We start from the raw sequence: 25,762 nt of genomic DNA on the forward strand, positions 1-25,762 counted from the left end.
CGGGTCGAGTGTGCCGTGAAAGCGTTGGGGGCGAACCGGCCGACGTCCTGAGACGTCCCGGTCTCAACGGCTCGACGGGACGTCGACCTCTCGCATGATGCACGCGAATCACGCCACCCACGCCGAAGAGACCGGTGTGCGGCGGCTCGCCTCGCGGAGAGAGCGGATGGAATATCGTTCCCCGCGTTCTACTCGACGACAACGCGGTGGACCAGATCAACGCCCCCAGTTGACGGAGATGTGAGCCCGATCACAAGAGAGCACACGAAGCACGGAGGCCGCTCGGTGAGGATCTCGATTGCGGTCCGGTCTTCAGGCTCGAACGTGATCTCCACAACGACGCGCGGAGGGCACCGCTGCGCAGCGCGCCGCGGCGCGGCGCGCGACAGCAATAGACTCTGCATATGCGAACGGTCGACACATCTGAAAGCCCGCACACACCCCTGACGCGCAGTAGTCTACAAAGCTTTGCCCCCTGCCACAGGCTCCTGTCGCTGTTGACCCTCGCTATGGTCTCTGAACTCTCATGACATCCCCCTCACCAGCAAGCTCCCCCGGATTCGAGCCTCCTAACCAATCCCGTCCGAACCCGCTGCGGTACCCCGCGTTCCGGTGGCTAATGGCTGCACGGACCACGAACATCCTGGGAAATGCAATCGCCCCGGTCGCTCTTGCTTTTGCGGTTCTTGATCTCACCGGCTCAGCGACCGACCTTGGCCTGGTCGTTGCAGCCCGTTCTATATCGAACGTTGCGGTACTCATTGTTGGCGGGGTGATCGCGGATCGCCTACCCCGGACCGTTGTGCTCGTCGGAAGTTCGATCGCGGCGGCCTTGACGCAAGCATCGATTGCCGCCCTCGTCCTCACTGGAACAGCGACCGTTTGGACGCTCATCCTCCTCAGCATCATCAACGGCGCAGTCGCTGCGATAGGCATGCCAGCATCGGCTGCTCTTATCCCCCAAACTGTTCCTACCGGCTTGCTTCGACCAGCGAACGCCATCCTCCGACTTGGCCTTAACACAGGCGGGATCGTGGGAGCAGCCGGCGGTGCCGGTATCGTTAGCCTGGTAGGCCCAGGGTGGGGTATTGCGATTGACGCTGCGGGATTCGCACTAGCCGCAGCGTTCTTCGCAATGATCCGCCTTCCGTTGCCGGAACCTCATGAGTCTGATGCTGAACTTACCAACCCAGCTTCTCCGCTAGACGACCTGAGAAATGGATGGCAGGAGTTCTCTAGCCGCAGATGGGTTTGGGTAGTAGTTCTCCAGTTCAGCGTCTTGAACGCGGCCTTCGTCGGTGCCACAACTGTGCTCGGTCCCGTCATCTCGGATAACACGTTCGGGCGTGCCGGTTGGGGCGTCGTCGTGGCTGCGCAGACTTTCGGCCTGGCCTTCGGCGCGATATTAGCTCTCCGCTGGAAGCCGCGGCGGAGCCTAGCTTTCGGAGTAGGCCTTATCGCGCTGACAGCGATCCCGGTTACTACTCTGGCAATATCCCCGACGCTTATCTCCTTAATTATCACCTTCGCGATCGGGGGAGTTTCGCTCGAACTGTTCACAATCGCGTGGGATCAATCTTTACAGACTCACATCCCCGAACGCGCCCTGTCGCGTGTCTACTCCTATGACATGGTTGGATCTTTCATTGCAATTCCCGTCGGAGAGATTGCCGTTGGCCCTCTCGCTGAACAAATTGGCCTAGATGTAACGCTTTTCGGATGCGCCGCTCTAATTGTTGCGGCAACTGCAGCGGCTCTGCTCTCCAAGAGCGTCCGGGGGCTACAAAACTAGCACGGACCTGACAGGCATCCCGTAGGAAGGCTTAAGGATAAAATCCTTTTGAAGCCACACCACGAAGTGGGCACTCGACGGTCAGTACCGGTTGAGCGTTTGCGTGAAGAACGCGCACATTCGCCCATAAGCATCGATCTGATTGCTCCTGTGGCTGAGGCCGTGGCCTTCATCTTCATAAATTACCATGTCCACAAGCGTCGCAGTATCGACGGCTTCTATCAATTGCATTGCTTCGTGGACAGGGACCCTCGAATCGTTCCTCCCGTGAATTAGAAGCAGCGGCGCCGCTAAGCGCTTCGCTTCATGTATTGGACTCAAAGCAGACAAAGACTCCTTGTCCCGCTCAAGACTGCCATATTCAGCTTCTCGAATCGCTCTCCGCTGCGGAGCGGTGCCCTCAAGGAACGTGACCAGATTGGTCATCCCGACGATGCTCACTGCGGCGTCAAAAACCCCTGGGTAGAACATCATCATGGACACAGCGACGTAGCCGCCGTACGACCCTCCTGCTACGGCAAGGCGGGCGTATCCGAATTGCAAGCGGGCCACGTCGGCTATAGCGCGAACATCGCGAAACGCACCCCACCGTTGTCCGCCGTCATCTAGTGACGTGAACGAACGCCCATATCCGGTCGAGCCACGGACGTTGGGACAAATGACGTCGAACCCAGCGAACACAAGTGACCTAATCATGGGGTCGAAGTGAGGACGTGCTTGGTCTTCCGGGCCACCATGGACAAGGATCACGGCAGAGCGTGACCTCACCGATGTACTGTAAAGCAGTGCGGAAATTGGGAGCCCGTCAAACGACGTTAGTGTGAACTGCGAGCAGTCGATTGATCCCAGTTCGCCCGCACTTTCTGCCCCAGATAGTCGATCGACCTCGCCTGAGCGGCCTAACCTCCAGATGGATGGCGAGGTATTCGGACCGCTCACGGAGACGAGTAGACGACGAGATTGCGGGTCGGAATGGATGCTTGAAATTACTCCCTTTGGATACGCAGGAAGGGGAAGGTTCTCGGCTGGATTGTCGAGCCGAACCTGGTGGAGTACTGACTCGCCAAGAATGTTCGCGGAGTACGTCAACTCCTCGCCGCCCGCGCAGGAACCGACGTCGAAGCAATCAACGTCGAAGCTGTCCTCCGTCAAGAAGCTCCATGAGCAGAGTTCGATGTCGTAAACTGCTAGTCGCATGTACTCTGACCGCAGATCGGTGCGGCAGATGATTCGCGCGCCGTTGCCCGCGAACACCGCGCCCGCATAGTGTGCTTCCTCGGTGGTGACCACACCGAAGCTTTCCGTCGAGACATCTAGGAGGTGCAAGCGGTTGTGAACGTTAGACAAGCGTTCGGATACGAGGAGCACGTTCGTTGCCGAACACGCGTCGCGCACTGTGAAGAATCCCTCGCCGATCGCAAATACGTGCGGATCGTTATCGCATAGCCCCTGAACAACAATCTCCATGCTGCTTGGACTTAACCGATTCGACGAATATGCTATCCGGCCGTCATCGAAAGCGGCACCGTAAAACAGATTAGTCTCGCCGGCGTCAGGAGTGAGAAGCTGCGGAAGATCTTCGTCGTACTTCAAAAGCTGGATGCCCTCGTTGCCGCCCCGGTCAACCATCAATACGATCGAATCCCCAACCGGCGCAAAGGTCACCAAGTGCCACTCGCCGAGCGGCACGGTCCGCGGCGGCAGGTGCCCTTCGGCGTTGAAGGTGACGAGAGCCGGAGCTCCCGATTCGTCGGAGATTATGCCTACCTCGCTGCCACCTCGCAGCCACGCCCCGTTCCAAGCGCTCCAAGGAAAATTGGCTTCATTCCCGCTTGGGTGATCCATGTACGACGTCGGTCGGGACATTCAGGGTCTCCATGAGGTCGAGTGTTCCGCTCAAGCCAGGGTTGTGGATGAGGATGCGGCGCTTGAGCCTCTCAGTGCTCGTTCCGTGAAGCGGTCCATCTGGCTCGTACGTCCGACCAGCGAGAGGAACCACGTTTTTGAGATTCAATACTAGATAGAATGTTCCATTCTGCACGATGCCAATAGATATGAGGAATCGCCATGCGCCGGGTGAACATAACAGGCCGACATAGGTATGTTGTACACCGCGAACCGGTAGCGTCACCCGCAAATCACCGTCGCACCAACGTTCGTAAGCGGTTCGAGCGTCCCCCGAACCGGCAGTGATGAAGTGCCATTCCCTGGTCAAGAGGCCCGAAGTTCGACGTCTCGGCTCCTGACAGAACGCTTAGTTGCGCGGACAATCATCTCCCAGCTCGCGTCGGTCAAAGGCCCATCGTCGAAGTCGCCAAAGAACCGAACGTCGTCGAAGCCAGTGAGCTGGAGAAGGAGCTGAATTTCAGAGCGTGTGAAGGCGTGCGTGTCGACCTGCGAGGCAGTCTTACGGCTTGAGCCGTCTGGGAGTATCTCCTCATAAATGACGTCTGAATGAATCGTCTGCGTTACCCGAGAGTAGGTATTGGCTTTGGAGATCCCAAGCGTCACGCCGTCTTCAACAGGTATGTTGCCAACAAATTCCCATGTGGCTCCGCCGACTCCTCCAACTGGTAGGGCGGCGAAGTAGCTGGGATTCGGTGAGAATAGATGCAGGACCAGTTCACCACCAACGCGCAGATGCTTGTAGATCTCATTGACGCAGCGAACGTGATCTCGGGTGTCAAGAATGGCATTCAGAGTGTACTCGGCGAGAAATGCCACGTCGTAGTCTGATTCCGGAAGAGAAAAATCCCTTGCGTCAGCATGGACGTAACTGATTGAGCCAGCTACTTCCGCGTGACCCGGGTGGTCGACCGCGCGAGCAATCATGGCTTCCGAAAGCTCGATTCCCGTGACTAGGGCTCCCCGCTGGGCGATTCGACGAGCGATCCGACCTGTCCCTGAACCTACGTCCAGGAACCGACGATGTCCTTCTGCCACTAGACGATCGTAAAAAGCGAAATCGGCGTCATAGTCTTCGACAGCCTCGAAGTATTTTGCGACGGTCGGGTTCGAGTAATGCTCGATCATGCCACTACAATACCGGTCTCGAACCGCGCACCACAATCGCACGTACTAGTTGGTGAGCGATCGACCTTGACCAACTCCATAGTGTCGAACTCGAAGCGTAGCTGAGTGTTCAAGATTTGAGGGCTTTCATACCGAGTAAGGTACTTCACGATCTCCAAAACATTCAAACTGGCTACGGTAGAGATGAGTGGCGCGAACGATGGAGCTTTTCGCTTCGCGTTAGTTTCGACTGAGAATTCGGGTCCCTCGCCGATATCCGTGAGGTCGAATCCCTGACACTCAAAGCACGACGTCTCGCCGGGTACGGTGAGCGGGCCTACCGAACCATAGCTTTCGCTGCAGCCGGCAAGGGTGTAGGGAACGTCTGCTGACAGACAGGCACCGTTGAACCAACGGTTTATTTTCAGGTAGGGTGAGTCCGCTGCAAGGACGGCGAGGGTAACCCCGTCCAGGAACGGAACCAGGTCTTCGGTGTCACCGATCTTTGCCGAATAGAACTCAAATTGAGTGTCAGGGAACTGGATCGGCAGTCGCTCCTGCAGGACCTCAACCTTCGGTCTCCCGATATCGGCCGCTTGAAAGATGAACGAGCGATTGAGATTGGTCACATCGATCGTGTCGAAGTCAACGATGCGGATGTGACCGACCCCTATAGCGGCAAGGTTGAGCGCGGTCATGGACCCAACGCCGCCGCATCCGAGAATAAGCACGCGAGCTTCGGCCAGCAGTCTCGAGCTTTCCGCTGGGAATTCACGGTCCGTGCTATAGAGAGAAAAAAACAGTTCCTGTCGACTAAGCCGATGGTCAGCCTTCGCGGGTTCGGCAGCCTTCTCCTCAACTAGATTTGCAGACACGAGCTGCTCTAGGGCCATTTCGACGTCGGCTTCGGCCAGAGTTAGCCCCGCTGCCTCAACTTGACTGACGATCTCTGATATGGACTGGCCGCGGCTGACACCGCGCAAGAGCGCCCTATTGGCTTCGTTGTCTACGATACTTTTCGCAAAGCGCCCGCCACCAATGACCACCCGCCCATTGCCCGGGATTCGTATAGCAACATTTTGCTTGAATTGATACACCACTTGCGCCACTCCCCCGGAGAACCCAACATGGCCGCCTAAATCTGCCGACTTAAGCGCGCCAACAAAGAAGAAGAGGGAGCGGCACTGCTGCCGCTCCCTCTTTTGAATCAGATGAAGGTGTCAGCCGTGAGGCCGTCGGTCTGGACGTCGTCCTGCATGTCGAGGTTCATTGTTTTCCCTCCTTTCCCCCTAGTTGTTATTCGACGCTAACACGGGATTTTTGGGAAGTCAACGATGATCTAGCGCATCATATGATCAGGCTGGTCCGGGTGCAGCTCTCGTCGATGCCCGCCCCGTGATCCCAAGGTGGCGCTCGGGCCTCACCTCGACCCCGCAGAGCCGAAGTTGCTCCGTCGAGGCGTCGATCGCGAGGTGACGGACCAGCTTGGCGTTCATATTGGCAACCTCCATACCGCCACTGAAGGTGTGGTCAACGCCATTGCGAAGCGTGCCAGCAGGTATGCGGCAGGGCACGTCCCGGCGTCGGCAAACACCACCGTCGACGACTTCTGGGGGCTGCTGCGCGCTTGGTCACGACTCGACGAGGCAGCGACCCGGCAGTGGATCACCAACCGCCTCCTGTCCGGCTGGGCGGTTGGCGGACTGCTGGAGTCGAAGCTACTTGCGGACGGAGCGCGCGCTGTCCGCCCCGGCGGCAGTGGCATGGTGAGTCGGTATATCGATACGGATGCGACGCTGCCGCAGTTCAAGACCTTGGTGAACTCCGTGTCAGGGGCGTACTAACTTCTGCGACCGGCACGAGCGCACGAGTCAGGGAAGCGGAGCGCGTCATTGGAGATTTTGCGCGCTCGAAACGGTACACCGATGCGTGTTGATTGGGTGTAAGAGCTGTCCGCTGCCGCTGCAAACGACAGGATGGTTACTATGAGTGGAAAGTCAGCGAAGGCCAAGCGGAAGGCCGTGGTGGAGACCGCTGAGCAGCGGCGTGAGTTGGACGCGGTGATGCTCCGCGATGATGTGTCGTGGTGGACCTCGTTGGTGACATCGGCGGTCGGCACGGACTGGGAACCGACGGTCGGGCTGTCGGTCCTCCCGCAGGTTGCGCGTGTCCTCCACGAGGGACTGAACCAGCTGAAGCGCGTTGCCCCTGAGGCCGTCGACCTCGTCACGGTGGGATGGGATGTGGACATCGCCACAGCTCGACACACGGTGAAGCTCCTCGATGACGACAAGAAGTCTGTGGACTCCGTGCTGGACCAGTTCGCATCGATCGCCGCCGAGCACACCGCGGCGTTCTCTTCGCTGAACGACTTCGCGTTGCTGGAAAGCGACGCACGTGCGCTCGCGTCCACCCGGTTGGCGTCCTATCAAACGGCGGGAAGCCTCAACGACCGGTGGGCCGCTGACGAGGACTCACGGTCGTTCATCCTGGGGCAGACGATGGGGCAGCGCACCGTGGAGCTTCAACGCGCCTTCGGTATGGGAGATCCTGTCATTCGTCAGATCGCTCTGCCAGCGGTTGCTGTGCCTCGCCTCGTCGACACGACAGCCGTCCTGTTCGACGCGACGTCCTATGGAGACTTTGGCACCCTGTCCGTGAAGGACCTTCTGCTGATGGTGGAGTGCTCGGTGAACGCGGCACTGTGGGTATTCGCCCCTACTGCCACCACGCATCGGTCAAGCCTCTTCCGCGTCCGGTTCGTCGTGACCACGCACGCCCTAAGTGCGTTCACTCAGCTCTTCGAACGCTTCGGCGACGACGCCGGCTCAACTGCCCAACAGCAAGTGAAAGCAGTCCTGCAATCAGAACAGGCCGCCCGAGTCCTCCAGATGCGTTCCCTGCGCAACCGATCCATGCACTACGGCGTCCCGAAGGCGCTGACTGGACTCGCTGCGAGCAAACCTGCGTACGGCCTTGTGGAAGCTACGACCTCCGGTGTAGCGAGATACCGAGAAGTCGAAGCAGACGTCGTAGAGCTGCTGACGAAGCTATCCGACGCGCTTCGAGCGTGGCGGCGCGTCTGAGTTAGAAGGTGAGCGGTCATCGGCCCACCCTTGGCACCTCGATTCTGAAGAGAGAGCGAGCGCTTTGTTGTGACCACCCTTCCCAATCCTGGACAGATCCCCTTGCAGGGGCATGACCGGGAAAATGAAATCGTTCGAGGTCTCCTCTTGGCGCAGGTCGCCGCGGGCTACGCTCGCGCGCTGAAGCGACTGGTGGCCGATCTGCAGGCAGACGCGACATCCTCTGGCGCCTTCCAGGCTGAGGCGCTTCTCGCCGTCAGCGCAGCACGCGACATCGTTCGGGCTGCGCGAGCGGTAGCGTCGCTTCCGCGCCTACCCGACCTGATGCAGAGGGCCATCCACGAACAACTGGAGCTTCTACACGCTGGTTCACCGCACCTAAAGCCGGCGCGTGATGTCATCCAACATCTTGACGAGTACGTGCACACCGACGGTCGCCAACGAGGTCAATGGTTCGACCTCACGGTCCGGGCCGCGGTCGGAACCTGCTGGGTCCGTATTGGCCGCGACCTCGATGTCGAGCTGCTCCGGCTCCTCGACGACTGCGAGCAGCTTGCGGAAACGCTCCACGAAGCGGTGGTGGTGTGGGCGGATCTCGAGTGGAAACTTGATGCCATCGAGGGCACCCGCGAAGCGGGCTTGAATGACTCTGAGGAGAAGCGATAGCTTCCATGAGCCATCCGGCCCCGCGGAACGTCGTAACTGCGCCGTAGGGCGCAGAGGTCGCTCTCTTCGGGTTTGAGCCCGGATTATAGAGATTATAGAGAAACTCGTCAGTGACGGGCACCGCCGGGGTACCACGGCTGTCGCAGCATGTCAGCAAACGGTGCGCGACGCGCGGACCCATGCTGGCCGCGGGGTAGGAACGGAGACGCTGCTGACGAGCCGGACAGCAGCACTCCGCGCGCGACGCCCCTCCGAACTGCGCGCACCGTTCGCCCTCGTCCCAGGCCGTGGACGCACGATAGGAACCGACGGCCCGTCCATCGACACCGAGCAGACCAGCGAGTGCGTGCACGGGTAGGGGCATTCGCGCTTGCACGCCACGCGCCTTCCTCCCCCGTCAGCGATTGGCGTCCTTGCGGCCTACGTGAGCCACTCCTTCCAAGCGTCGGCAGCTCCCTGCGGTGAGCGGTGTGCTGACTTGCCCTTCGGCGCCGCTCGGGACGAACGCTGCACGAAGCGCCGGGCTGCCCACAACGGGGGGAAGCGCTGTGCGCGTCAGGCTCATCACACTAGGCATGGCGTGGGTCATCCGGGCTGCCTCGAGCCGACCAGGGGGAAACGTGACCGACGAGACGCAGAAAGTGCCGAGCTACCTGTGGCAGTTCGCTCAAGATCAACAGGTGCTCAGCCAAGCGGCTCGCGAAATCGACATGTACTTGGCGGAGATCGCGCTTGCCGCCAGCGTTACCGTTCACGCGATCAGTGCCCGGGCGAAGACGCTCGCCTCGTATGGCGCGAAGAGCGCGAACTACGCGGACCCCGCGACTCAGATCTTCGACAGCGTCGCAGCACGGGTCATTCTGTTCACGACGAGTGCCCGAAACGACTTGGTCGAACTCGTCAAAGCCCGCACCGTTGTGCATGAGCACCAGAATCCGGGCAAGCGGAAGTTCAACGGTTACGACAGCGAGCATCTCGTGATCACTGATGTGCTCGACGACGACGCTCGTGCCCGGTACCCGGGCCTCGCCCAGTACCTCCGAACGTATCCAGGGCTCGAGATTCAGTTCCGCAGCGTCGCTGCGCACGCCTGGGCGGAGTACGAGCATGACGTGCGGTACAAGCCCGGCGCCTACCAGGACCTACCTCAGGACCGGAAGGATCAGATCAACCAGTGGTTCGTCGAAGCCGGCGGCATGCGGAGAGTCATGGACGATCTGTTCGCGCGCATCGAGCAGACGCTCATCACGGAGACTGCAGACACGGCTCTTCCTGCGGAGGCGGTCGAGGCTGACGTTGAGCCGGAGGAGGTGAACGACGCACCGCTGAGCGTCGAGACTCTCGGCGCCCTTCTCGCGGCCCGGCACCCCATCGCCGAGCGTGGGGACAAGCGGAGTATGGAATCGTTGGTTGAGCAACTCGCGACCGTCGACGTCACTGCAGTCGGCAAATTGGAACGCGCTTTGGCTGAGGTTGAACCTGGTTACGTCGCGCAGCTGATGGATTACCCCGAGGCCACTACCGGTGTCCGGCGTCTTGACGACGAGATCCTGGCTGCGTTCACGGACCGCTGGGTGGACTCAGCGAATGACTCGAATCGAACTCAGTTGCTGCAGCTTCGTCTCAGGCGTGTGCGCGGGAAGTTCGCCATCTACTCCGTTGAGTCGGAGGAGGGCACTTCCCCGCTGATGACCGCCGCTCGAACTGTTCGGCATCTCGTCGCGCTGGTTGCCGATGCCGAAGGTGTGGAGCGGGTAGAAATCGACGGTGCCATCTCGCAACGGCGCGAAAACCTAAACTCGTCAACGAAGCCTCGAGTGGTGCGCACCAGCCGAGGCGCCGTCAACGTTGCGAGCAACCTGTCGCGGACCGCCGCCGAGGACCTCATGCGAATCCTCGTCGACCGGACCGCAGAGAGGCGCATCCGCGTCATTCGCGCTGGCGATACCTTCCTCGCGGTGCACAAAGACGACGGCGGTCCCAACCGGTCAACGCACCACCCGACGGTGACACGGTAGGCGTGAGCGCTGATCCTCGTTGGATTCGCGGTAGATGGTGGTGCGGGAGACGCTGACAACTCGGCGATCTCGGCTTGGGTGTGTTCGCGGGGTCTGGGGGACGACCTACCAGCCGAGGTCCGGCGTGTACGCGGTGATGAGTGTGCGCGTGAGCTGTTCACCCCTAAGTGCGAGCGCTTGGAGGTCTGCTTGGGTCATGGCCGCGAAGTTGGTGGGATAGGCCTGCACGGCGCTGCGCGGGACGAGGTCGGCCACGGGGGTCGGGAGCCGCTGATCCTGCATGCCGAGGTAGACGTGGATGAATCCTGTGATCTCGGCTCGCTCGCCAATGAGATGGATGCGGTTGCGGGCCGCATCTTGGGTCTTGGTGTGCGTGATGTCAAAGCTTTGCGCGATTCGCCCGCTCAAAAAGCGCGACGCCGTTCGTGCTCCGCGTCCTCGACCAGCGTCGACGGCGATGATGTAGTCGAGTTCGTAAACGTGAGGGCTGTGCTGGGGGGATCTGCCGGGCAGTAGTGGCGCAAGGCCCAGGTTGTCGTAGACACCGCCGTCAGTCATGACGAGCGTGGCGTTGTGGCGGGCGCCGTCGGTCCGTTCGAACGCGTAGTGCCGGCGGAGGGCGGGGAGCAGGACGGGGAACGCTGCTGAGGCGGCGACGGCCTCCGCGACGCGCACTTCATCGACGATGCGTCCGTAGGGTGAGGACGCGCTGAGGGCACTACCGAACCGGACGGCGTTGCCGGTGCTCATGTCAGTGGCGGAAATGATTGTGTCCAGGCCGGCGTGCGTGACCTCGGCCATCGACATGGCACCGAAGGGGCGCGCCGCCAGTGCCTCGACCAGCGCGTCGGTGCGGGAGTAGGAGCGCCCATGCCGTGTGCTGAGGGCTCGCATCGCGCTGAATGTTGAGCGCAAGGCGGCGCGTGGGGCCAACGCGCGGCGCACGAGTTCGTTCTGCAGGCCGCCCCGGAGCAGGGCGGTGACGGTGTCGTCGAACTCCTGGAACCGTCGGGGCCCGTAGGCCCACAAGGCGGTCAGGAGGCTGCCGCCGCTGATTCCGGAGACGACGCTGACCTTGTCCAGGACGTCGCGGTCATGGAGGGCTCGCAGCGCCCCGAGGCCGAAGGCTGTGGCGCGGAACCCGCCGCCGGACAGGGCGAGGCCGATTCTTGCGGTCATTGGTGCTCATCCGAGCGCTCGTGATCGTCCTCGGAGGCTCGGCGATTCGGGTAGGCGTAGCCGCCCGGGAACCATGCGCTGGCCGAGATGAGGTGGAGCGCGACTGGATCCTCCGGTCGGGACTGGGTCGTGCGGTTGACCACACGCACGTAAAGATCGGGCGGGGTGCCTGTCTCCAGCCATGATTGCCAGGAAGTTCCGTGTCCGCCGAGGATGAGCATGACGGCTCTGCGCCCCGTGCCGTCTGGCGCGACGATGTCGGCCATACCGGCCTCGTCGGTGCTGCTTGGTGAGGCGATCCCGTGCGGGTGGGTGTGCCACATGCCAACGAATCCGACCCGGTCGATGGTGGCTGTGCGGATGCTTGTGACGATCTCCTGGGTGCCTTCGACGCCGTGATCGAAGTACGCCGCCGACAGGTGGCTGTCGGGCGAGGGGCCGCTCGCGCCGTCGATGTAGATGGTCTGGGTGGCCTCGTCGAGGCTGCCCAGGAGCATCCCTCCGGTCTCGACGCGTGCCCCGCGCACCCGTTGTCCTCGGCGTGTTTCGGTGCGCATCTCGGCCAGAGCCCGTCCGCTGATGCGCACCTCGTACTCACCGGTGTGGTCGGTGAGGGTGTGATCGTTCGTCCAGGTCAACAGCAGGGGTCGAGCAGCTGATGCTGTCGGCGCCAGGTCACAGCCGATCGCGGACATTGGCGCCGCCTCCGCGTCGACCAAGGTGGCCAGGGCGTTGGAGAACAGGGTGGATGCCAGTGCCGTGACCTCGGCTGCGGCGCCGGTGAAGGTGGGGGCTGAGCAGCCTGGTTCGGGAAAGAACCGGTTTGTGCGCGGCGGGTTCGGGAACAGGTCTTCTGTGATCGTTCTCCACCCGAGGGGCGGGTTGGTGACAGTGTCGATCGCAAGGCGACGCAAGATGTCGTGGCCGCTGCCGGTGGCCCCGGTCATCGAGACCGTGGCGATGCCTCGCTGCGCGGTGTGACCGAACAGCGCACTGATGATCGGTGGCCAGTTCTCACGCGCGGCGGCGCGTAGGCGTTCAATCCCGACCCGCACTCCGGTGTCTGCCGTCGCGTCGATGATGAGGTCGTACTCCAGCAGCGGTGCCGGATCAGCGAACGTGCCGGTCACGATGTCACCTCGGGCGCTGGTGACGGTGAGGTCTCCTCGGATGCGAGAGAGCCGCTGCGCGAGTCGTTCGGCTTTGTTGTAGCCGATGTCGGCGTCCTCGTAGGGTTGCCGGACCAGAATTCCGGGCGTGACGGTGCCCTTGTCGACCACGTGTAGCTGTGCGACTCCAGCGCGGACGCAATGTTCCGCGATCGGTGCGCCGAGAGCGCCACAGCCCAGGATCAGAATCTTGCGGCCTGTGAGCCACCGGACGAATGATCCGCTGTCGCGGCGTCGGGTTACCTCCGGGCGTGCTTCGTGGATGACCATCCACTGAATCTTGGCGAAGCCCAACCAGCTCTCCGCGAGTTCGCGCACGCGCTTGGTGAGTTCGACGTGTTCGGGGCTGACGTTCTTCAGTAGATCGGTAATCTGCGCCCCTAGGTCATCCAGATGCCATGCCGTGATGTGAGCCAGCGCTTGTCCAGGGTCGAGGCGGCGCGCAGGCGTGCCAAGCAGCATCATCGCGGGGACGGCGCCGTCCCCTTCGAGCGCGACACCGACTGCCTTGTTGATGGTGCGAGCGGTCACGAAGGCCCGCAGCAGTTCGTCGCGGCTGTACCCGTAGGTCTCGAGCGAGCCTGCAAGAGCGTCGGCAGTGCTGGGGTACTCCATATCGAGGGTGTCGCTGACGAGTATGAGCGGGGCGGCGAACAGCGCCGTGCCGGCCTCGTCGCGAGCCGGCAGTTCGTCAGCCACCAGCCGCTGGTAGACCTGCTGTCTGGTCAGCCACTCCAACACGTCGATCCGTTCGCCTCGGTGAGCACACCAGGCATACAGCAGGCGTACCGGCGCTGAGTTGGGTTCGGTATCTATCCAGGGGGCCAGCTCGCCCACGTCTGGTCGGACCACGACCCAGCCGTTCTTGTAGGAGCTGTACGCGACCGGCGGGTGCAGCGGTTGACCGGCCGGGTCAAGTTCTCCAACCGCAGCACGTTGCAACCAGAGGTTGAGCCGACCGATCAGGCCGCGCATCCCGTCCGCCGGGTTCCACTCCACCGAGGGAGCCGCGTACAGGCACAGCACTCGTCCCCATTGCACGTGGGGCGTCCCCGCCCATCGGCGGTGCATTACGTAGACGTCCGGGTGCGCCAACGGGAAGGAGGGCCCGACGAGGATCTCGAATCGTTCCCGTGCGCGCACTCGGATGCCTGGCCCGCTCGTGATGATCCCCGAGGTGTCAAGGGAAACGGTGAACGTGGTCTGGCCCTTTTCGTCCTGCTCCACTCCCAGGAGCTGGATTGCGCCGCCGCTGACGTCGGCGAGGTCGGACAGTTGACGGTGGGCCAGGTTGCTCAACGACCGAACCCGACCGGCGTCTCTGGAGCACTGCTTCCGCCCCGGTCGGCCGCCACCGCGGCATCGACACGCTCCGAACCCGCTCCCGACGGTGCCGCAACAGCAGCGACGGGGATCGCGTTACCGACGGCGACGGCGGCTGCCGTGATGGCGGCGAATCGGCGACCCGTCGCTGCGGCAGCCAGTTCACTCTCAGCTTCGATCGCGGCGCTGTGCACGAGGTCGCCACGGATGACGCGCGCGCCGGTCGCGTCAACGCCGAACACGACCGGGGACGGTGCTGTTTCATCGACCCAGGACATGGTGCAGATGATCTCGTCCGCGATCTCCGCGTACCTGTCTGCCGCCATCCGGTGAGGCGGGTTGTGCCCATCGACGTCAACGTCGGGGAACACCCCGCTGCTGGACACGATGATCCCGTTCGGGCGGGCGTTGCGCTCGAACGCGTTGAGGACGTCCAGTTGGAGCTGTTCGTTGCCGTCACTGTCCTTCTGATACATCACGCGCTTGGAGCAGTGGTGCGGGGCAAGCAGCAGGTCCCATGCAAGGTACTGCTCACGGTCGTAGTACTCGCTGTAGTCGAAGATCTTCATGATTGTGTCGTGGGCCAGGTCACCGAACAGCAGCACCTTGCCGTCGACACCGGTCTCGTCAGTCAGGGTGACCTGCATCGACAGCGACGTCTCGTTTCGCGCCGATGCGGCGTCGTCCTTGAACGGAGCGTGGATGAACGCCTCGAATACCCCCGCCCGCTCGTACCCGTCCAGCACCGTCAGTGGCCGTCCCGGCCACGCCAGGTACTCATCCGGCAGCTCGTCGTAAGCGTGGGAGCCGTGGTCGTCGTCGTATCCGATGATCCGGATACGATCCCCACTGGTCGGGGCCCCTGCGGCGTTCACCGCCTCCATCGTTGCAGCGATGCGCCGCTCGGACTCCTCCCGGAACGCCACTGCGTCGGCACACAGCGCCGGAGCGTCAGGATCGTTGTACTCGCGCCACAACCGGGGGGTGGACCACAGCTCACCGATCCTGACCCGGTCCAGTAGGTCCGCGAACCCCAGACAGTGGTCCAAATCGGCGTGCGTAAGCGCGAAGGTCGCCAAGTACGGCACGCCGTCCACCAGAGGCAGCGCCTCGACCAGCCGGTCGACCACCGCGACCTCAGGCGTGGCCTCGTCATCGGCCTTTGCCATGTCGTGCAGATCGACCTGCAGCACCACCAGATCGTCTACCACGACCGTCGTGCTGTCGCCGGTGCCGACCGGCCAGAACACCACACCGCGGGCTGGGAGCCCCTCAGACTGGACCATGCGATCGCCTCTCTAGCCGCCGGTCGTCGGGCGCGACACCGGGCCTGCATCGAGGCTAGCTGTGGGCACCGACATTCTGACGGGGGCTCGTCCACTCCGACCACCGACCGCGAAGGCCGTCACGAGCCAAAACATCCGGGAGCAGCCTTCGTTTCCGGGGAAGCGGACCAGCGCAGACACCCTGGCCCGTGCAACGGGCCACAGCATCGAACGGTCGGACCGGAATCACGACCCGGCCATCGGCCCCTTACGGGCGATCGGTGGGCGTCACGGCCTCGGTCGTGTCCCAGTCACGGTGGAGGGGACTGCTGCAGGTTCGGTTGACTCCTGATAGGTAGGTGCGTTGGCTCCTGCTGGAGGGATGTGCGCCGGGGTGAAGGCGTATCCGACAGAGTCGCGCCGTGATGTGAGGGCGGTTGCCCGGAGAGGAGAGACGTCGGTATGGCAGGTTGCAGAGGACTTCAGATGGTCCGAGTTCGGCCTGGCCCGCCGGCTGCGGCTCGCGCAGAGCAACGTCGGCGTCAGCGCGGCCGACGCCGTCGGCGCAAGCGGCCGAGCAGGCGGAGTTGCGCGAAGCGCAGAACCCGACCCGGCTGCTCGAGCGGGAGAACGGGATCCTTCGCCGGGCCGCCGCATAGCTATGCCAAGCGCACCTCGCAGGCGCGAACTCACCCCTGTTCGACCCCGATGGGCCGCTCTACTCACCGGTTCGTCATTCATCCACCAAATTACGACCAACGCTTGCCGGGAAGAGGGCGACTGCACTGCGAGCGGAGAAGGCGGTTGGTCGACGTTAGACCTACCACCCGTTGTCGCAAGCAGCTGTCGGGCCGTACTTCCGGCGGGAGGCTCGGCGGCTCACTCAGCCTCCGGAAGTTCATGCCGGCGCCTCCGCGCCGGCAGCCGAGCCGCCGCCCTCGTCACTGTCCTCAAGTCGCCGTAGCTCTTGTCGAACCCCGCTGCTCAGCATGATGAGCCGCTGAGTCGCAGAAGCGGCAGGGACAATGAAGAGTAAAGCGACGCCGAATATCAAAGTATCTAGAGGGAAGAGTGATATTGGCAGAGCCCGCAGGATGAATACCGCGAGCACCGTGACAAGCCCGGACAGCACCGACGAGACCACGCGCGCGACGCCTTCACGGAAAGTGGCAGCAAATAAGCGAGGGGACCGAACCAGCAACGCCACCTCGGCGGCGTGGTGTGCATCCGCTTCTATGCGTCTCTGTCGAGAGGTCTCCCGGCGCTGGTCTCTCTGTCTCTCGAGAGTCGGTTGGATGAATACCGCGAAGACAGCCCCGAGCACAAAAAATATCACGCCGCCGATCAGGATCTCTGGCCAGTTAATGCTCATTCAGCTATCATGGCCCACGCCGCTTCCTTAACCAAATCGCCGGGTCATGCGTTGACAGGCCAAGAAGTCCGGTCTGTTCGCAGATTACTGCGCGTTGAAGCGATTCGAGCTGTACGAGTGTCACGATGCTGCCCCCTGATCGTCCATCTATCGTTCCAGCGCTTCTGCGAGTAGGTCGTCGCCGACTCTCTGGCCTCCGCTGCCGCATAGAGCCAACCCGAGATGAGACGTTGACATTAGTGCGTGCGGTTGATCTCGTCACAATGTCTAAGTTTTGCGTCGACGGTTTGAGGGAAAACAACCGCCGCCTCGGCGAGGCGAGACGCACCATGCAATGTGCGCCCGATATTTGATTGCGCCGCCGAGGTTTCGAAGTAAGACTATTCGGTTTGAGAGGCTCACTTGCGCTTCGCAACTTTCTCGCGGAGCGCCTCTAGCGCGGCGTCGTTCTTTGCAGGTCGATCGTGGCTCGACGGAAGCAGCGGTGAAACTGGCGGCGTGGTTGAGTGGTGACAACGCCGTGAGAAACGGGGAACCGGAACCCGGGTCAACAGAACGCTAGGCTCGGAGCCTGCTGGCGCCAACGCTCTCGAACGTCAGCTTCTCGTTGGATGATCGTCGGTGCGTCATGTACCGCGAGATCTACAATCTCTATGATTGTCTGCTGAACTCGGAGGCCGCGCCTAGCGTCCCCTGCTTGATCGCCCGTGTGAGCGATTCTCCGGCGGCGCTCCAGTCGGATGCCGGTAGTAAGTGCTGCAGGAGATCGGCCGCGAACGTCAACGACTGGACTGGGTCCGGCAGGTCCCAGATGTCCGCGACGGACCGCATGCGAAGTGCAGTCCAGGGCGCACGTTCAGAGTCGGGATCGATGCTCCAAGCCAGCAGCGCAACCGCCGCGATGCTGTCCGATGGGGTGGTACTGCCGTTGAGACGGACTCGTGCTGCGCCTTCGAAGGCGTGCCACTCCCATACCGTCATCGCGTTCGAGCCGGCAGCCGCTGCGTGACGGAACCATCCGAGCAGCACCCGAAACGGCTCGTGCATGCTGAGCCACCAGGACTCATTCGTTACCGCTAGCGACGCAATCCCGGACCCCCATCCGTCGGTGTCGGCGAGATGCTCGATCTCTTCGACCGTTTGTGGGAGACCGGCGACACCGGCGCGAACAAGCTGCAGTTGCGTATGGCGAAGGGTCCGCGCGGTGTCGTCAGCGACTTCCGGATCGGACAGCATCGCCTGAACAGCAACCGCTTCGATGAGCGAGGCGGTACTAAAGGTGCGAACACCGAGCTGGCGGGCAAGTTTGCGCTGCCCTTCGTCGTCGCTCCACAGTGCAATCCCACGCTCCTGGGCAAGCGCGATGGGATCAGTCCAGGGCCCGCTGCGATCGAGTTCCGCCAGTACCTCGAGCTGAGGCGCGGCGACGATGTCAAGGTCGGCTGTAAGTCCTTCGTAGAAGGACGCGTCGGCGAGCAACCGGCTCTGAGCCTCGTCCGAGACATCGGTGAAGGTCGGTGCGTTCAACACGCGATTCCAACTCGTGATACCGGCAGACTTCGCTGTCCGCCGCGCTTCGCGTGCGGATTCGATCAGATCCTCAGCGGTCGAACCGGCGGACAGAGTCCTAACGAACCGAGACAGGTACTTCTCGGCGATCTTCAGGCGTCCGACGAGGACCAAGGCTGAACCGTCGAGTACGACCGTTTGATCGAGCGCGGCGGACGCTGCGTCGCGCTCCTGTTCGTGCTCGTCGTCGTCAACGGCCACCGCGGGAAACATGCCAAGTGGTCGCTGGTCGTAGGTGTAGGCGTACGGGCGATGCAGGAACGTCGATATCACTCCCGTGGGCATCCCTTGGCGCAGCAGGCGCTGCAGCTGACGGTTGAATTCGGCGCCCTGCTCGGCCTTCTGTCGGATGATCTCAATGAGCGCATCGATGTCACCGCGAATGCGCTGCAGTGGTGCCCCTGCTTCGTCCGAGCTGTGGCGTGCGAACAGATCTTGGAGTCGTTCCGACCAGCTGCGCTCGCTCCCGGCCGCGTGCTCCTCCATCCACGCTTCGTCGTCCGGGTGATCGCGCATCAGCAGATGCAACGTCAGCGCTACAGCCACTTCCTCACCATCGAAGCGATCCGCGAGGTCGATTGCGAGGCGCACCTCTTCGTCGTCCCAGTCCGACCCCGAGCGGGCGTAGAGCCATATGCGCACGAGGTCAGCGTTCGTCGGGCGGAGCCTGAGCTGACGAATCAACGACGCTGCACGATCGATTCGAGAGATGCGCAGGAGCGCTATCACGAGGTTCCACGCATCCAACTCACCGAACGATGAGGGCAGCCGTCGTGATGCCTCGAGTTGGTCGACAACGTCGGACCAGCGATCTGCCACCGCCGCCGCACCCGCACGCGCGCGGAACAGGACCGCGCGTTGTTCCGGGCTGGTCGTCGAGCTACTCAAACCGACCGCTGCGACCTGATCGGCTTCGTCGGTACGGCCCGCGCGCTCCAGCGCATCAACTTCCAACTCGATGAGCGCGAACGACGCGAATCGATCGCGAGTTTGCGCGGCGAGGTCAGCGGCGTCCCCGAATCTGCCAGCACGCCTCAGCAGCACGGCGAGCATGTTTGCCGCATCGAGGCGACGGCTGGCGAGGGTGCGCAATCGAGCTTGACCGCCTGGCGCGCCGGCAATCGCTTCCGCTTGCGCCGAAAGCGTCTCGACGTAGCCCGGATCGAGGGCCCCAGTGTCGACCATTGTCTGCAGGGCGGCGGTGTGATCGGCCCCAAGCCAAGCCAGCTCGTGTGCCGCGTCGACTGCTCCGGCCACGTCATCTGACTCCACGGCAGCCGCGAGTTGGGATTCCCAGAAGCTCGCTGGCGCAGGCTCCTCCCCCAGGCGGAATGCATGCACCAACCAAGCCCGATCCTCGGCGCTTGGTGCAGCATCGAGTACAGCCGTGATGGCGTCTTCCCGGCGTAGGGGGATTGCCGCTGCAAGCGCGAGCTTCGCCACCTCACGGCGACCAGCTTCGCCCGGCGAGGCGTCACCCACAGGCGGCGGCGCGCAGAGCTGCAGCACGTCAGCATCGCGGCCCAGCTGACCGAGGATCTGTCCTAGGTCTTCGAGATATCCGACGGTATCTCCGCCCCAGGAGCGCCGTTGCATCAGTGCGCGCCAGCACAAATCGTGCGCACGCTGTAGGTCGTCTGACTCCGCATCTCGAGTCGTCGAGCGCAGACGGATCGCGTGCGAGGCCAGCTGCATGAGACTGCTGCTGTCTCCGCTGCCCGATAGAGCGATGTCCAGGTGTCGCACGGCATCCGCCGGACGTTTCTTCCGCAAAGCGTTGTGTGCTCGCAGTACGTGCAGCGGCAACGGGAACTTCGTTTCCTCAGCTTCGAAGTCGAACTCATCCTCGAGACGCGGCGCTTGCACCGGTCCCAGCTCTGCTCTCCGACGCAGCACCCGCACCCACAGATCACCACGGGTCGGTCTTGGGAGAGCGTCCAACAGTGCGATGGTCCTGCTGGGATCTTCTAGCATCCAGAGTGCGGCGGCGCGCAGGCGTGCTTCCTGATGTTCCTTTCTCCTTCCGGAAGAGCCAATCCATTCCAGGAGTTCGCGAGCGTGTTCGGTCTGACCGTGATCGTCCGCGTACGCGCAGATCGTCCGCCAGAGAGCGAACCCTGCCGGAGTCAGCCAGTGAGGTGGATCGGTACGAAGCTGCGCGATCGTGTCGCCGGCCGACGCCCTACCGGTTGCGAGAATCTCCGCGAGACGCTCGGCACCACGCGAGTCCGTGAGGCGAAGTTTCCGAAGTCGACGTGCGGCGTCCGGGGGCATGACGGAGAGGTTCGCTTCGAAGCCGCTGTCGCTGCTGCGGAACCGGGCTATGGACGAGAGCTGTTCCCACGACCCGTCGGCGTCGAGCCTCTGGTCCCGCGGAATTTCCAACGCGAACGCCGCCCCCGTTCGACGAAGGGTCGACGCGGTAACCTCCTGCCAGTACGCGCTTCGTCTTTCGTGGTCGACGAGCACCACCACCGCTGGCAGCGACCCATCAGACCAATACTTGGCGTGGCGCGCAGACACGGTATGACGCCACCCCAAGGACGTCGGAGTGGCAAAATAGGAAGCCCCCGTTTTCACTTGCACGGCAATCAATCGAGCTGTCGCTTGGCCATCTCGTTGTAGCTCGAGGTGCCCGTCAATACCAAAATCGAGTACCGGCTGTGCTCGGAAGAGCCAATCACGCTCCAGCGCGTGAGTCTCGACTATTGACACGCCTAGTTGAGCGAGGATATTGGATTCCATCCGCGGATGCTCCTTTCAGCATCGATGAGCGATTGAGTTCGGACTGCTGCGGGAAGATTTGAGACTGCCGGATCCAAAAGTCGACGGCGACCGCGTTCTCCCCCTGAGTCCTCTGCGCTCCCAGAATCTCGACGCACACAGCACCGTAAGTGTGCGGTCATCACCGTCCTCGTGCATACATGCGGAAGCTCGCACCCCACTCGCCGTCTAGCTGTGATGACGCGGGCCCAGAGCGTGGGCGGTTCCGACGCAGGCTCGCTTGTCGAACGCGTCGTTTCCGAGCCTTCTCGGAGGGCCTCCAGTCGACGGCGTACAGGTCGCGCAAGTGCACGACCCGCCAGCGGCGGTTCAACCAGAGGCGATAAGCATTGATCCGCGGTACGAGCGCGAGCCGCCGCCGGGGGTTCAACAAGAGCAGCAGGTACGGCACGACGAGCTGCGTGATGAAGCCAGCCGCGAACGCGACCTCGTTCGGGTTCGCGTAGTCCACGAGCAGAAGCAGTGCGACGACCCAAGGCACGGTGAAGAACGATACGACCAGCCACCAGATCGTCGAGAACTGTCGGCCTCGCTCGAGCAGCGCATGCGCCTGCATACCGCCACAAACCAACCAGAGCACCATTAGAAATGCCTGGGCTTGCAGCATCTTGATCATAAACATCACAATGGCCAGAGCATCGAATCCATTGCCCGAGATCCAGATGACGGCAGCAGCCGCGACCCCCGCGCACAAAGTCGAGAGCACAACGAAGGACACGACGTGGATGAGGAGCTTCCCCGCCGGGCGTGTGCGCGCGCCGGTCCGTCTCCGCAGGCTTCGGGCCGCACGGTGGATCACCCAGGCGTTCATCGTGATCGTCGTTCGAATACGCGAGCGCACCAGGCGCCGGTTGCGTGACCAGTAACGATCGATCCACTGAGCGACGCCGATAGCAACGCCCGTCGCAACGAGGATGACCCAGAGTTGTCGGGCATGCTCGGCGTCTCGGAGTGCACCGAGTAGGCAGAGCGTTGCGACGGCGAGTGTCACGCCGGCGAGAGCATGAGCGAACAGCGCGACCGATCCGAAGCGTCGAAGCTGCCATGCGGACCGCAGTTGTGGACGCTTGGCTAGCACTTGAGCGATGAGCAACGAGGCGAGGACGCCAATGATTATGCCGTCTATTGCAAGGGCATCACGGGCAACAGACGCACCGAGCGCGATGAGCGCGTCGCCCATTCGTTCCGGTGGCTTCCACGCCACGAGCGTGACGATCAGAGCCGTGACGGCGAGGAGTGCGAACGCTGGAAAGACGGTGAAGAACAGACTCGCACCGATGCCACCTAAACGTTTGAGCCTTGGCCGCGCCAGCCACCACGTGCTCGAATTGTAATCCACCACGCTGCCCCTCCTCGCAGTCGAAAGCTACTCTGACCGGATCGGGTTCCCGAAGTCGACGTCTAGTGGCTCGCGTAGCTCACCGTCAGAATGAAGACAGCACGATGTTCGTCGCCGTCAGGAGCAGTGCGATGGGCGTTGTCGAACTGGTAGTCAATCCTTCCTGCGCCCGAGACCTCAAAGTGGTATGTCCGAGACCATCCCGGCTGCTTCGGCCTGCCGGCCTTTCCCCGGAGGATCGTGGTCTTCGCAGTACCGGAGATGGACCCAGGATTCGTCGCGACGTGATCCCAGAACTCTTGCGCGCCTGAGGTCCCCACGCGGGTCTCCAACTCTGCCCATAGGTCTGCGTATTGACGATGCACGAGAACGCGGTATAGCGGGGCTTTGTCCGGAGAAGCGCCGGGGCGACGCGCCGACACGTACGGTGCGTACGCCCCTGGCAGCGGTGTGTCACCCACGAGGGACATCTGCCTCTACGAAGGAAGAAGCGTTCAGCTCCCCGAGCAGTATGGACTTTCGCAATGGGTCCTCTAGCTGCCGCGCGGTGACTCTCCATGCGTCGACAACGTCGAGGACGAGGCTAGTGTCCTGGTCGGCAAGAGCAGAGATGAGGGCAGTGTGTAGCTCTTCAGCAAACTCGGAGATGTCCTCCAGATCGAAACCGCGGACCCAAGCAAGCTCCCCTAACTCGGCGACCGATGGCATCTTGCCCGCTGCGACCACCGCTTGAAGACGCTGCTGGGCTGTAGACCAGTGCGCGAACTGGTCTAGGACGTCGAGCCGCTGTTCGCGAAGCATGACGAAGGTTTGGCCGTCCTTGTCCCGTACACGGGCACGCCCTGCGCGGGCGTCTTGGAAGAACTGGGTGCGCTTGGCGCCGGCTAGATCACTCACAGAGTACGTCTCGGTCGACATGCTCCGAGATTAGCAGGATCTTGGGTACGATGTTGGCGAGGATTGAGAGGAAGTGCGATGGACGGCACAGCGGAGAGCGCAGACGAGACCAGCGACGGATCACTCGGCGCGCTCGTGAGCCGGTTGGGGCAGGTGCTCCGCCGCGCCCCGCTTCAAGATGAAGACCGGAAAGGCCGCGCGATCGAGCTGCGTCTGCTGATGTCCGGGATCGAGGAGCATGGAGTCGACGCAGCCGCGTTGATCAGGCACGGCATGGCTGGGCTCGCTTGGGTGCCGGTCATCTCCCTTTTGATCATCAACGCAGACGACACGACGATCGAGGACAGCCCTCTCGACATCGACGGTTGGATGCGGGCGCTCCTGCTGGACACGCTCCCAGTTCCCGGATCTTCCTCGAGCGGGACAGGAACGGAGCCGACGGACGCCAACGCCATGTCGACGTTGATCGATCGAGCGGTACATCTCTTGCCGACTTGGGTGCTCGAGGCGCCCATCCAGGACGTCGTCACACTCACCCCGCCAGCACCGGAGCTACTGCAACAGGTAACTTCCGGCGGTGCTGCCAGTGGTGTCACCGAGGCGTATCGATGGCTCTGGGAGCGCTTCGGCAACGACGATCTGTCCAAGTGGGCCGACGAATCCCTTCGTCTGGAGTTCCAGTGGCGTGAGCAGGACTGGCAACCCCCGTTCCCCCTGGACGGTCTAACCGTCGACCGAGCGAGCGACCCCGAACTGCACGTTCAGATGGCGAAGCGATGGGTTCGTGGTCCGGACCTGCCCGATCAGATCCAGCTGCTGTTCCAGCTCCAGGACCAAGCCATCGACTTCCTGACCGAGCAGCGATACACGGAAGCCGCGGCTCTTTTCGAGTTCTACCTCAAGCAAACGCCCGGGGACGTGCTCGCTCGCAACAACCTCGGCTTCTGCCTCATGCCACTTCGACCCGAGATGGCGCTGCACCACTTGGAGTCCATCCGGTTGAAGACCGCGGACAATCCAACGATGACGCTGATCAACGTGTGCACCGCATTGGCGCTTCTCGGACGCCACGGCGAAGCGCTGGAGCGCGCTGAGTACCATTGGCAGCGAGGGCCAGCGGCGGCGCAGTTTGGAGGCGCGTATCTATGGCGACTCAAGGACGACGCGATCGATCTCGTCCACGCGCCGGACCTTCGCCTCTCTTTGGCGCACCTTGCTCACGGGCTCGCGCAGCACCTCAACCTCCCGGACCGCGTCCGGCGCTGGCGCGAGCGCGCTGAAGCGCTCGGCGCCACCGCGCCGTAAGCACACCAGGAAGCGTCGTCTGGCGTCAGCCCCCGCTCCCAAAATGACCTACCCGCTGGTCCTCGAACTCGCCGCAGATCGGATCCCGGTCGCGGTGGCCTGCTGGCTGCTGGGCTTCTCGAAGCAGGCGTTCTGTCGGTGGCGTGCCAGCCCCGTGTCCAAGCGCGATTGGGACGACGCGCACCTGACCAACGCAGCGGTCGACGCGCACCGCGACGACCCGACGTTCGGGTATCGGTTCATCGCCGACGACTTCCACGCGGCCGGCCACCGGGTTTTGGAACGGCGGGTGTGGCGCTTGTGCTCACAGCAGCGGCTCGAAGAAGCGCGGCCTGAATCGCAAGACCGGGCCACCGGAGCACGACGACCGGGTCCGACGAGCATTCACGGCGCCAGACCTGGACAGGCTGCGGCTGTCCGACATCACCGAGCACCCGACAGGTGAGGGCAAGCTCTACCTCGGCGCGGTCAAGCATGCCTACTCGCGGCGCATAATCGGCTACTCGATCAGTGACCGGATGCGGTCCTCGCTCGCAGTCGCGGCCCTGCAGATGGCGGTGCACCGCCGTACCGCGGCAGGAACCGTCGTCCACTCGGACCGCGGCAGCCAGTTCCGATCGAAGAAGGTCGTCCGCGCGCTGGGTGATGCCGGGGTGCTCGGATCGATGGGCCGCGTCGGAGCCTGCGCAGACAACGCGGCGGTGGAATCGTTCTTCGCGCTCCTCCAGAAGAACGTCCTCAACCGGAAGCGGTTGGCCACTCGGGAGGAACTCCGACTCGCGATCATCACCTGGATCGAGGCGACCTACACCGGAAGCGGCACCAACGCGGTCTCGGGAGTTAACCCCCATCGAGTACGAGACGATCATCAACCCACAGGTCGTACTCGCGGCCTAAACGAACGAGTCAACCGAACCTGCAGCAGTCCCCGCTTCGAGCGTGGCGGCGCTACTGAGTCGGATGGTGAGAGGTCGCTGTGCCACCTC

The 25,762-nt window shown here is 62.7% G+C and carries 16 protein-coding genes and 1 pseudogene; 7 read left to right on the forward strand and 10 right to left on the reverse strand.

Annotation, left to right across the window (positions count from 1 at the left end; genetic code table 11):
- Positions 1-526 precede the first annotated feature (526 nt).
- Positions 527-1,792: an MFS transporter gene (locus tag EDF40_RS06920; protein ID WP_123338638.1), complete on the forward strand. Its 1,266-nt coding sequence runs from the start codon at positions 527-529 to the stop codon at positions 1,790-1,792.
- An 81-nt stretch (positions 1,793-1,873) separates the two neighbouring features.
- On the opposite strand, the gene EDF40_RS06925 is transcribed toward EDF40_RS06920, so the two are convergent.
- From EDF40_RS06925 to EDF40_RS06935, 3 genes are all read right to left on the reverse strand, one after another.
- On the reverse strand, positions 1,874-3,658 hold the full coding sequence (locus tag EDF40_RS06925; RefSeq protein ID WP_123338637.1) for a S9 family peptidase: 1,785 nt from the start codon (positions 3,656-3,658) through the stop codon (positions 1,874-1,876).
- 345 nt (positions 3,659-4,003) lie between these two features.
- On the reverse strand, positions 4,004-4,825 hold the full coding sequence (locus EDF40_RS06930) for a class I SAM-dependent methyltransferase (RefSeq protein ID WP_123338636.1): 822 nt from the start codon (positions 4,823-4,825) through the stop codon (positions 4,004-4,006).
- Positions 4,822-5,901 (reverse strand): ThiF family adenylyltransferase, encoded by a 1,080-nt coding sequence (locus tag EDF40_RS06935; RefSeq protein WP_148053778.1) that lies wholly within the window; start codon positions 5,899-5,901, stop codon positions 4,822-4,824. The genes EDF40_RS06930 and EDF40_RS06935 overlap by 4 nt, the downstream gene beginning before the upstream one ends.
- Before the next feature lie 375 nt (positions 5,902-6,276).
- Here EDF40_RS06935 and EDF40_RS06940 point away from each other — a divergent pair, with 375 nt between their 5' ends.
- From EDF40_RS06940 to EDF40_RS06955, 4 genes are all read left to right on the forward strand, one after another.
- The gene (locus EDF40_RS06940; RefSeq protein WP_123353890.1) at positions 6,277-6,648 is read left to right on the forward strand and encodes a hypothetical protein; all 372 of its coding nucleotides are present in this window, start codon (positions 6,277-6,279) and stop codon (positions 6,646-6,648) included.
- Positions 6,649-6,789: 141 nt separating this feature from the next.
- Entirely contained in the window at positions 6,790-7,890 is a 1,101-nt protein-coding gene (locus tag EDF40_RS06945; RefSeq protein ID WP_148053777.1) for a hypothetical protein, read from the forward strand.
- 69 nt (positions 7,891-7,959) lie between these two features.
- Positions 7,960-8,556 (forward strand): hypothetical protein, encoded by a 597-nt coding sequence (locus tag EDF40_RS06950; protein ID WP_148053776.1) that lies wholly within the window; start codon positions 7,960-7,962, stop codon positions 8,554-8,556.
- Positions 8,557-9,176: 620 nt separating this feature from the next.
- On the forward strand, positions 9,177-10,574 hold the full coding sequence (locus EDF40_RS06955) for a hypothetical protein (protein ID WP_185002855.1): 1,398 nt from the start codon (positions 9,177-9,179) through the stop codon (positions 10,572-10,574).
- Between the two features lie 105 nt (positions 10,575-10,679).
- Here the strand turns inward: EDF40_RS06955 and EDF40_RS06960 are convergent, their stop codons facing one another.
- The 7 genes from EDF40_RS06960 to EDF40_RS19170 all read right to left on the reverse strand — a co-directional run bounded on the left by EDF40_RS06960 (position 10,680) and on the right by EDF40_RS19170 (position 23,492).
- Entirely contained in the window at positions 10,680-11,753 is a 1,074-nt protein-coding gene (locus tag EDF40_RS06960) for a patatin-like phospholipase family protein (protein ID WP_123338630.1), read from the reverse strand.
- Positions 11,750-14,221 (reverse strand): ThiF family adenylyltransferase, encoded by a 2,472-nt coding sequence (locus tag EDF40_RS06965; protein WP_123338629.1) that lies wholly within the window; start codon positions 14,219-14,221, stop codon positions 11,750-11,752. The genes EDF40_RS06960 and EDF40_RS06965 overlap by 4 nt, the downstream gene beginning before the upstream one ends.
- A complete protein-coding gene (locus EDF40_RS06970) occupies positions 14,218-15,531 on the reverse strand; it encodes a hypothetical protein (RefSeq protein ID WP_123338628.1) in 1,314 nt (437 codons plus the stop codon). Before EDF40_RS06970 ends, EDF40_RS06965 begins: the two co-directional genes overlap by 4 nt.
- Before the next feature lie 877 nt (positions 15,532-16,408).
- Positions 16,409-16,882, reverse strand: coding sequence for a hypothetical protein (locus EDF40_RS06975; protein WP_123338627.1), 474 nt, complete (start codon positions 16,880-16,882; stop codon positions 16,409-16,411).
- Positions 16,883-17,533: 651 nt separating this feature from the next.
- A complete protein-coding gene (locus tag EDF40_RS06980) occupies positions 17,534-21,196 on the reverse strand; it encodes a DUF4365 domain-containing protein (protein ID WP_123338626.1) in 3,663 nt (1,220 codons plus the stop codon).
- 160 nt (positions 21,197-21,356) lie between these two features.
- The gene (locus EDF40_RS18830) at positions 21,357-22,577 is read right to left on the reverse strand and encodes a hypothetical protein (RefSeq protein WP_148053774.1); all 1,221 of its coding nucleotides are present in this window, start codon (positions 22,575-22,577) and stop codon (positions 21,357-21,359) included.
- Between the two features lie 450 nt (positions 22,578-23,027).
- Entirely contained in the window at positions 23,028-23,492 is a 465-nt protein-coding gene (locus tag EDF40_RS19170; RefSeq protein WP_185002858.1) for a hypothetical protein, read from the reverse strand.
- 57 nt (positions 23,493-23,549) lie between these two features.
- Here EDF40_RS19170 and EDF40_RS06995 point away from each other — a divergent pair, with 57 nt between their 5' ends.
- Positions 23,550-24,776 carry a hypothetical protein gene (locus EDF40_RS06995; RefSeq protein WP_123338624.1) on the forward strand — a complete coding sequence of 409 codons (1,227 nt, stop codon included), beginning with the start codon at positions 23,550-23,552 and terminating at the stop codon, positions 24,774-24,776.
- A pseudogene (locus EDF40_RS07000) lies at positions 24,706-25,673 on the forward strand (IS3 family transposase); the annotation flags it as partial. The gene EDF40_RS06995 and the pseudogene EDF40_RS07000, both read left to right, overlap by 71 nt.
- Positions 25,674-25,762: the final 89 nt, after the last annotated feature.

It is taken from the genome of Curtobacterium sp. PhB170 (assembly GCF_003752345.1).
Classification (GTDB): Bacteria; Actinomycetota; Actinomycetes; order Actinomycetales; family Microbacteriaceae; genus Curtobacterium.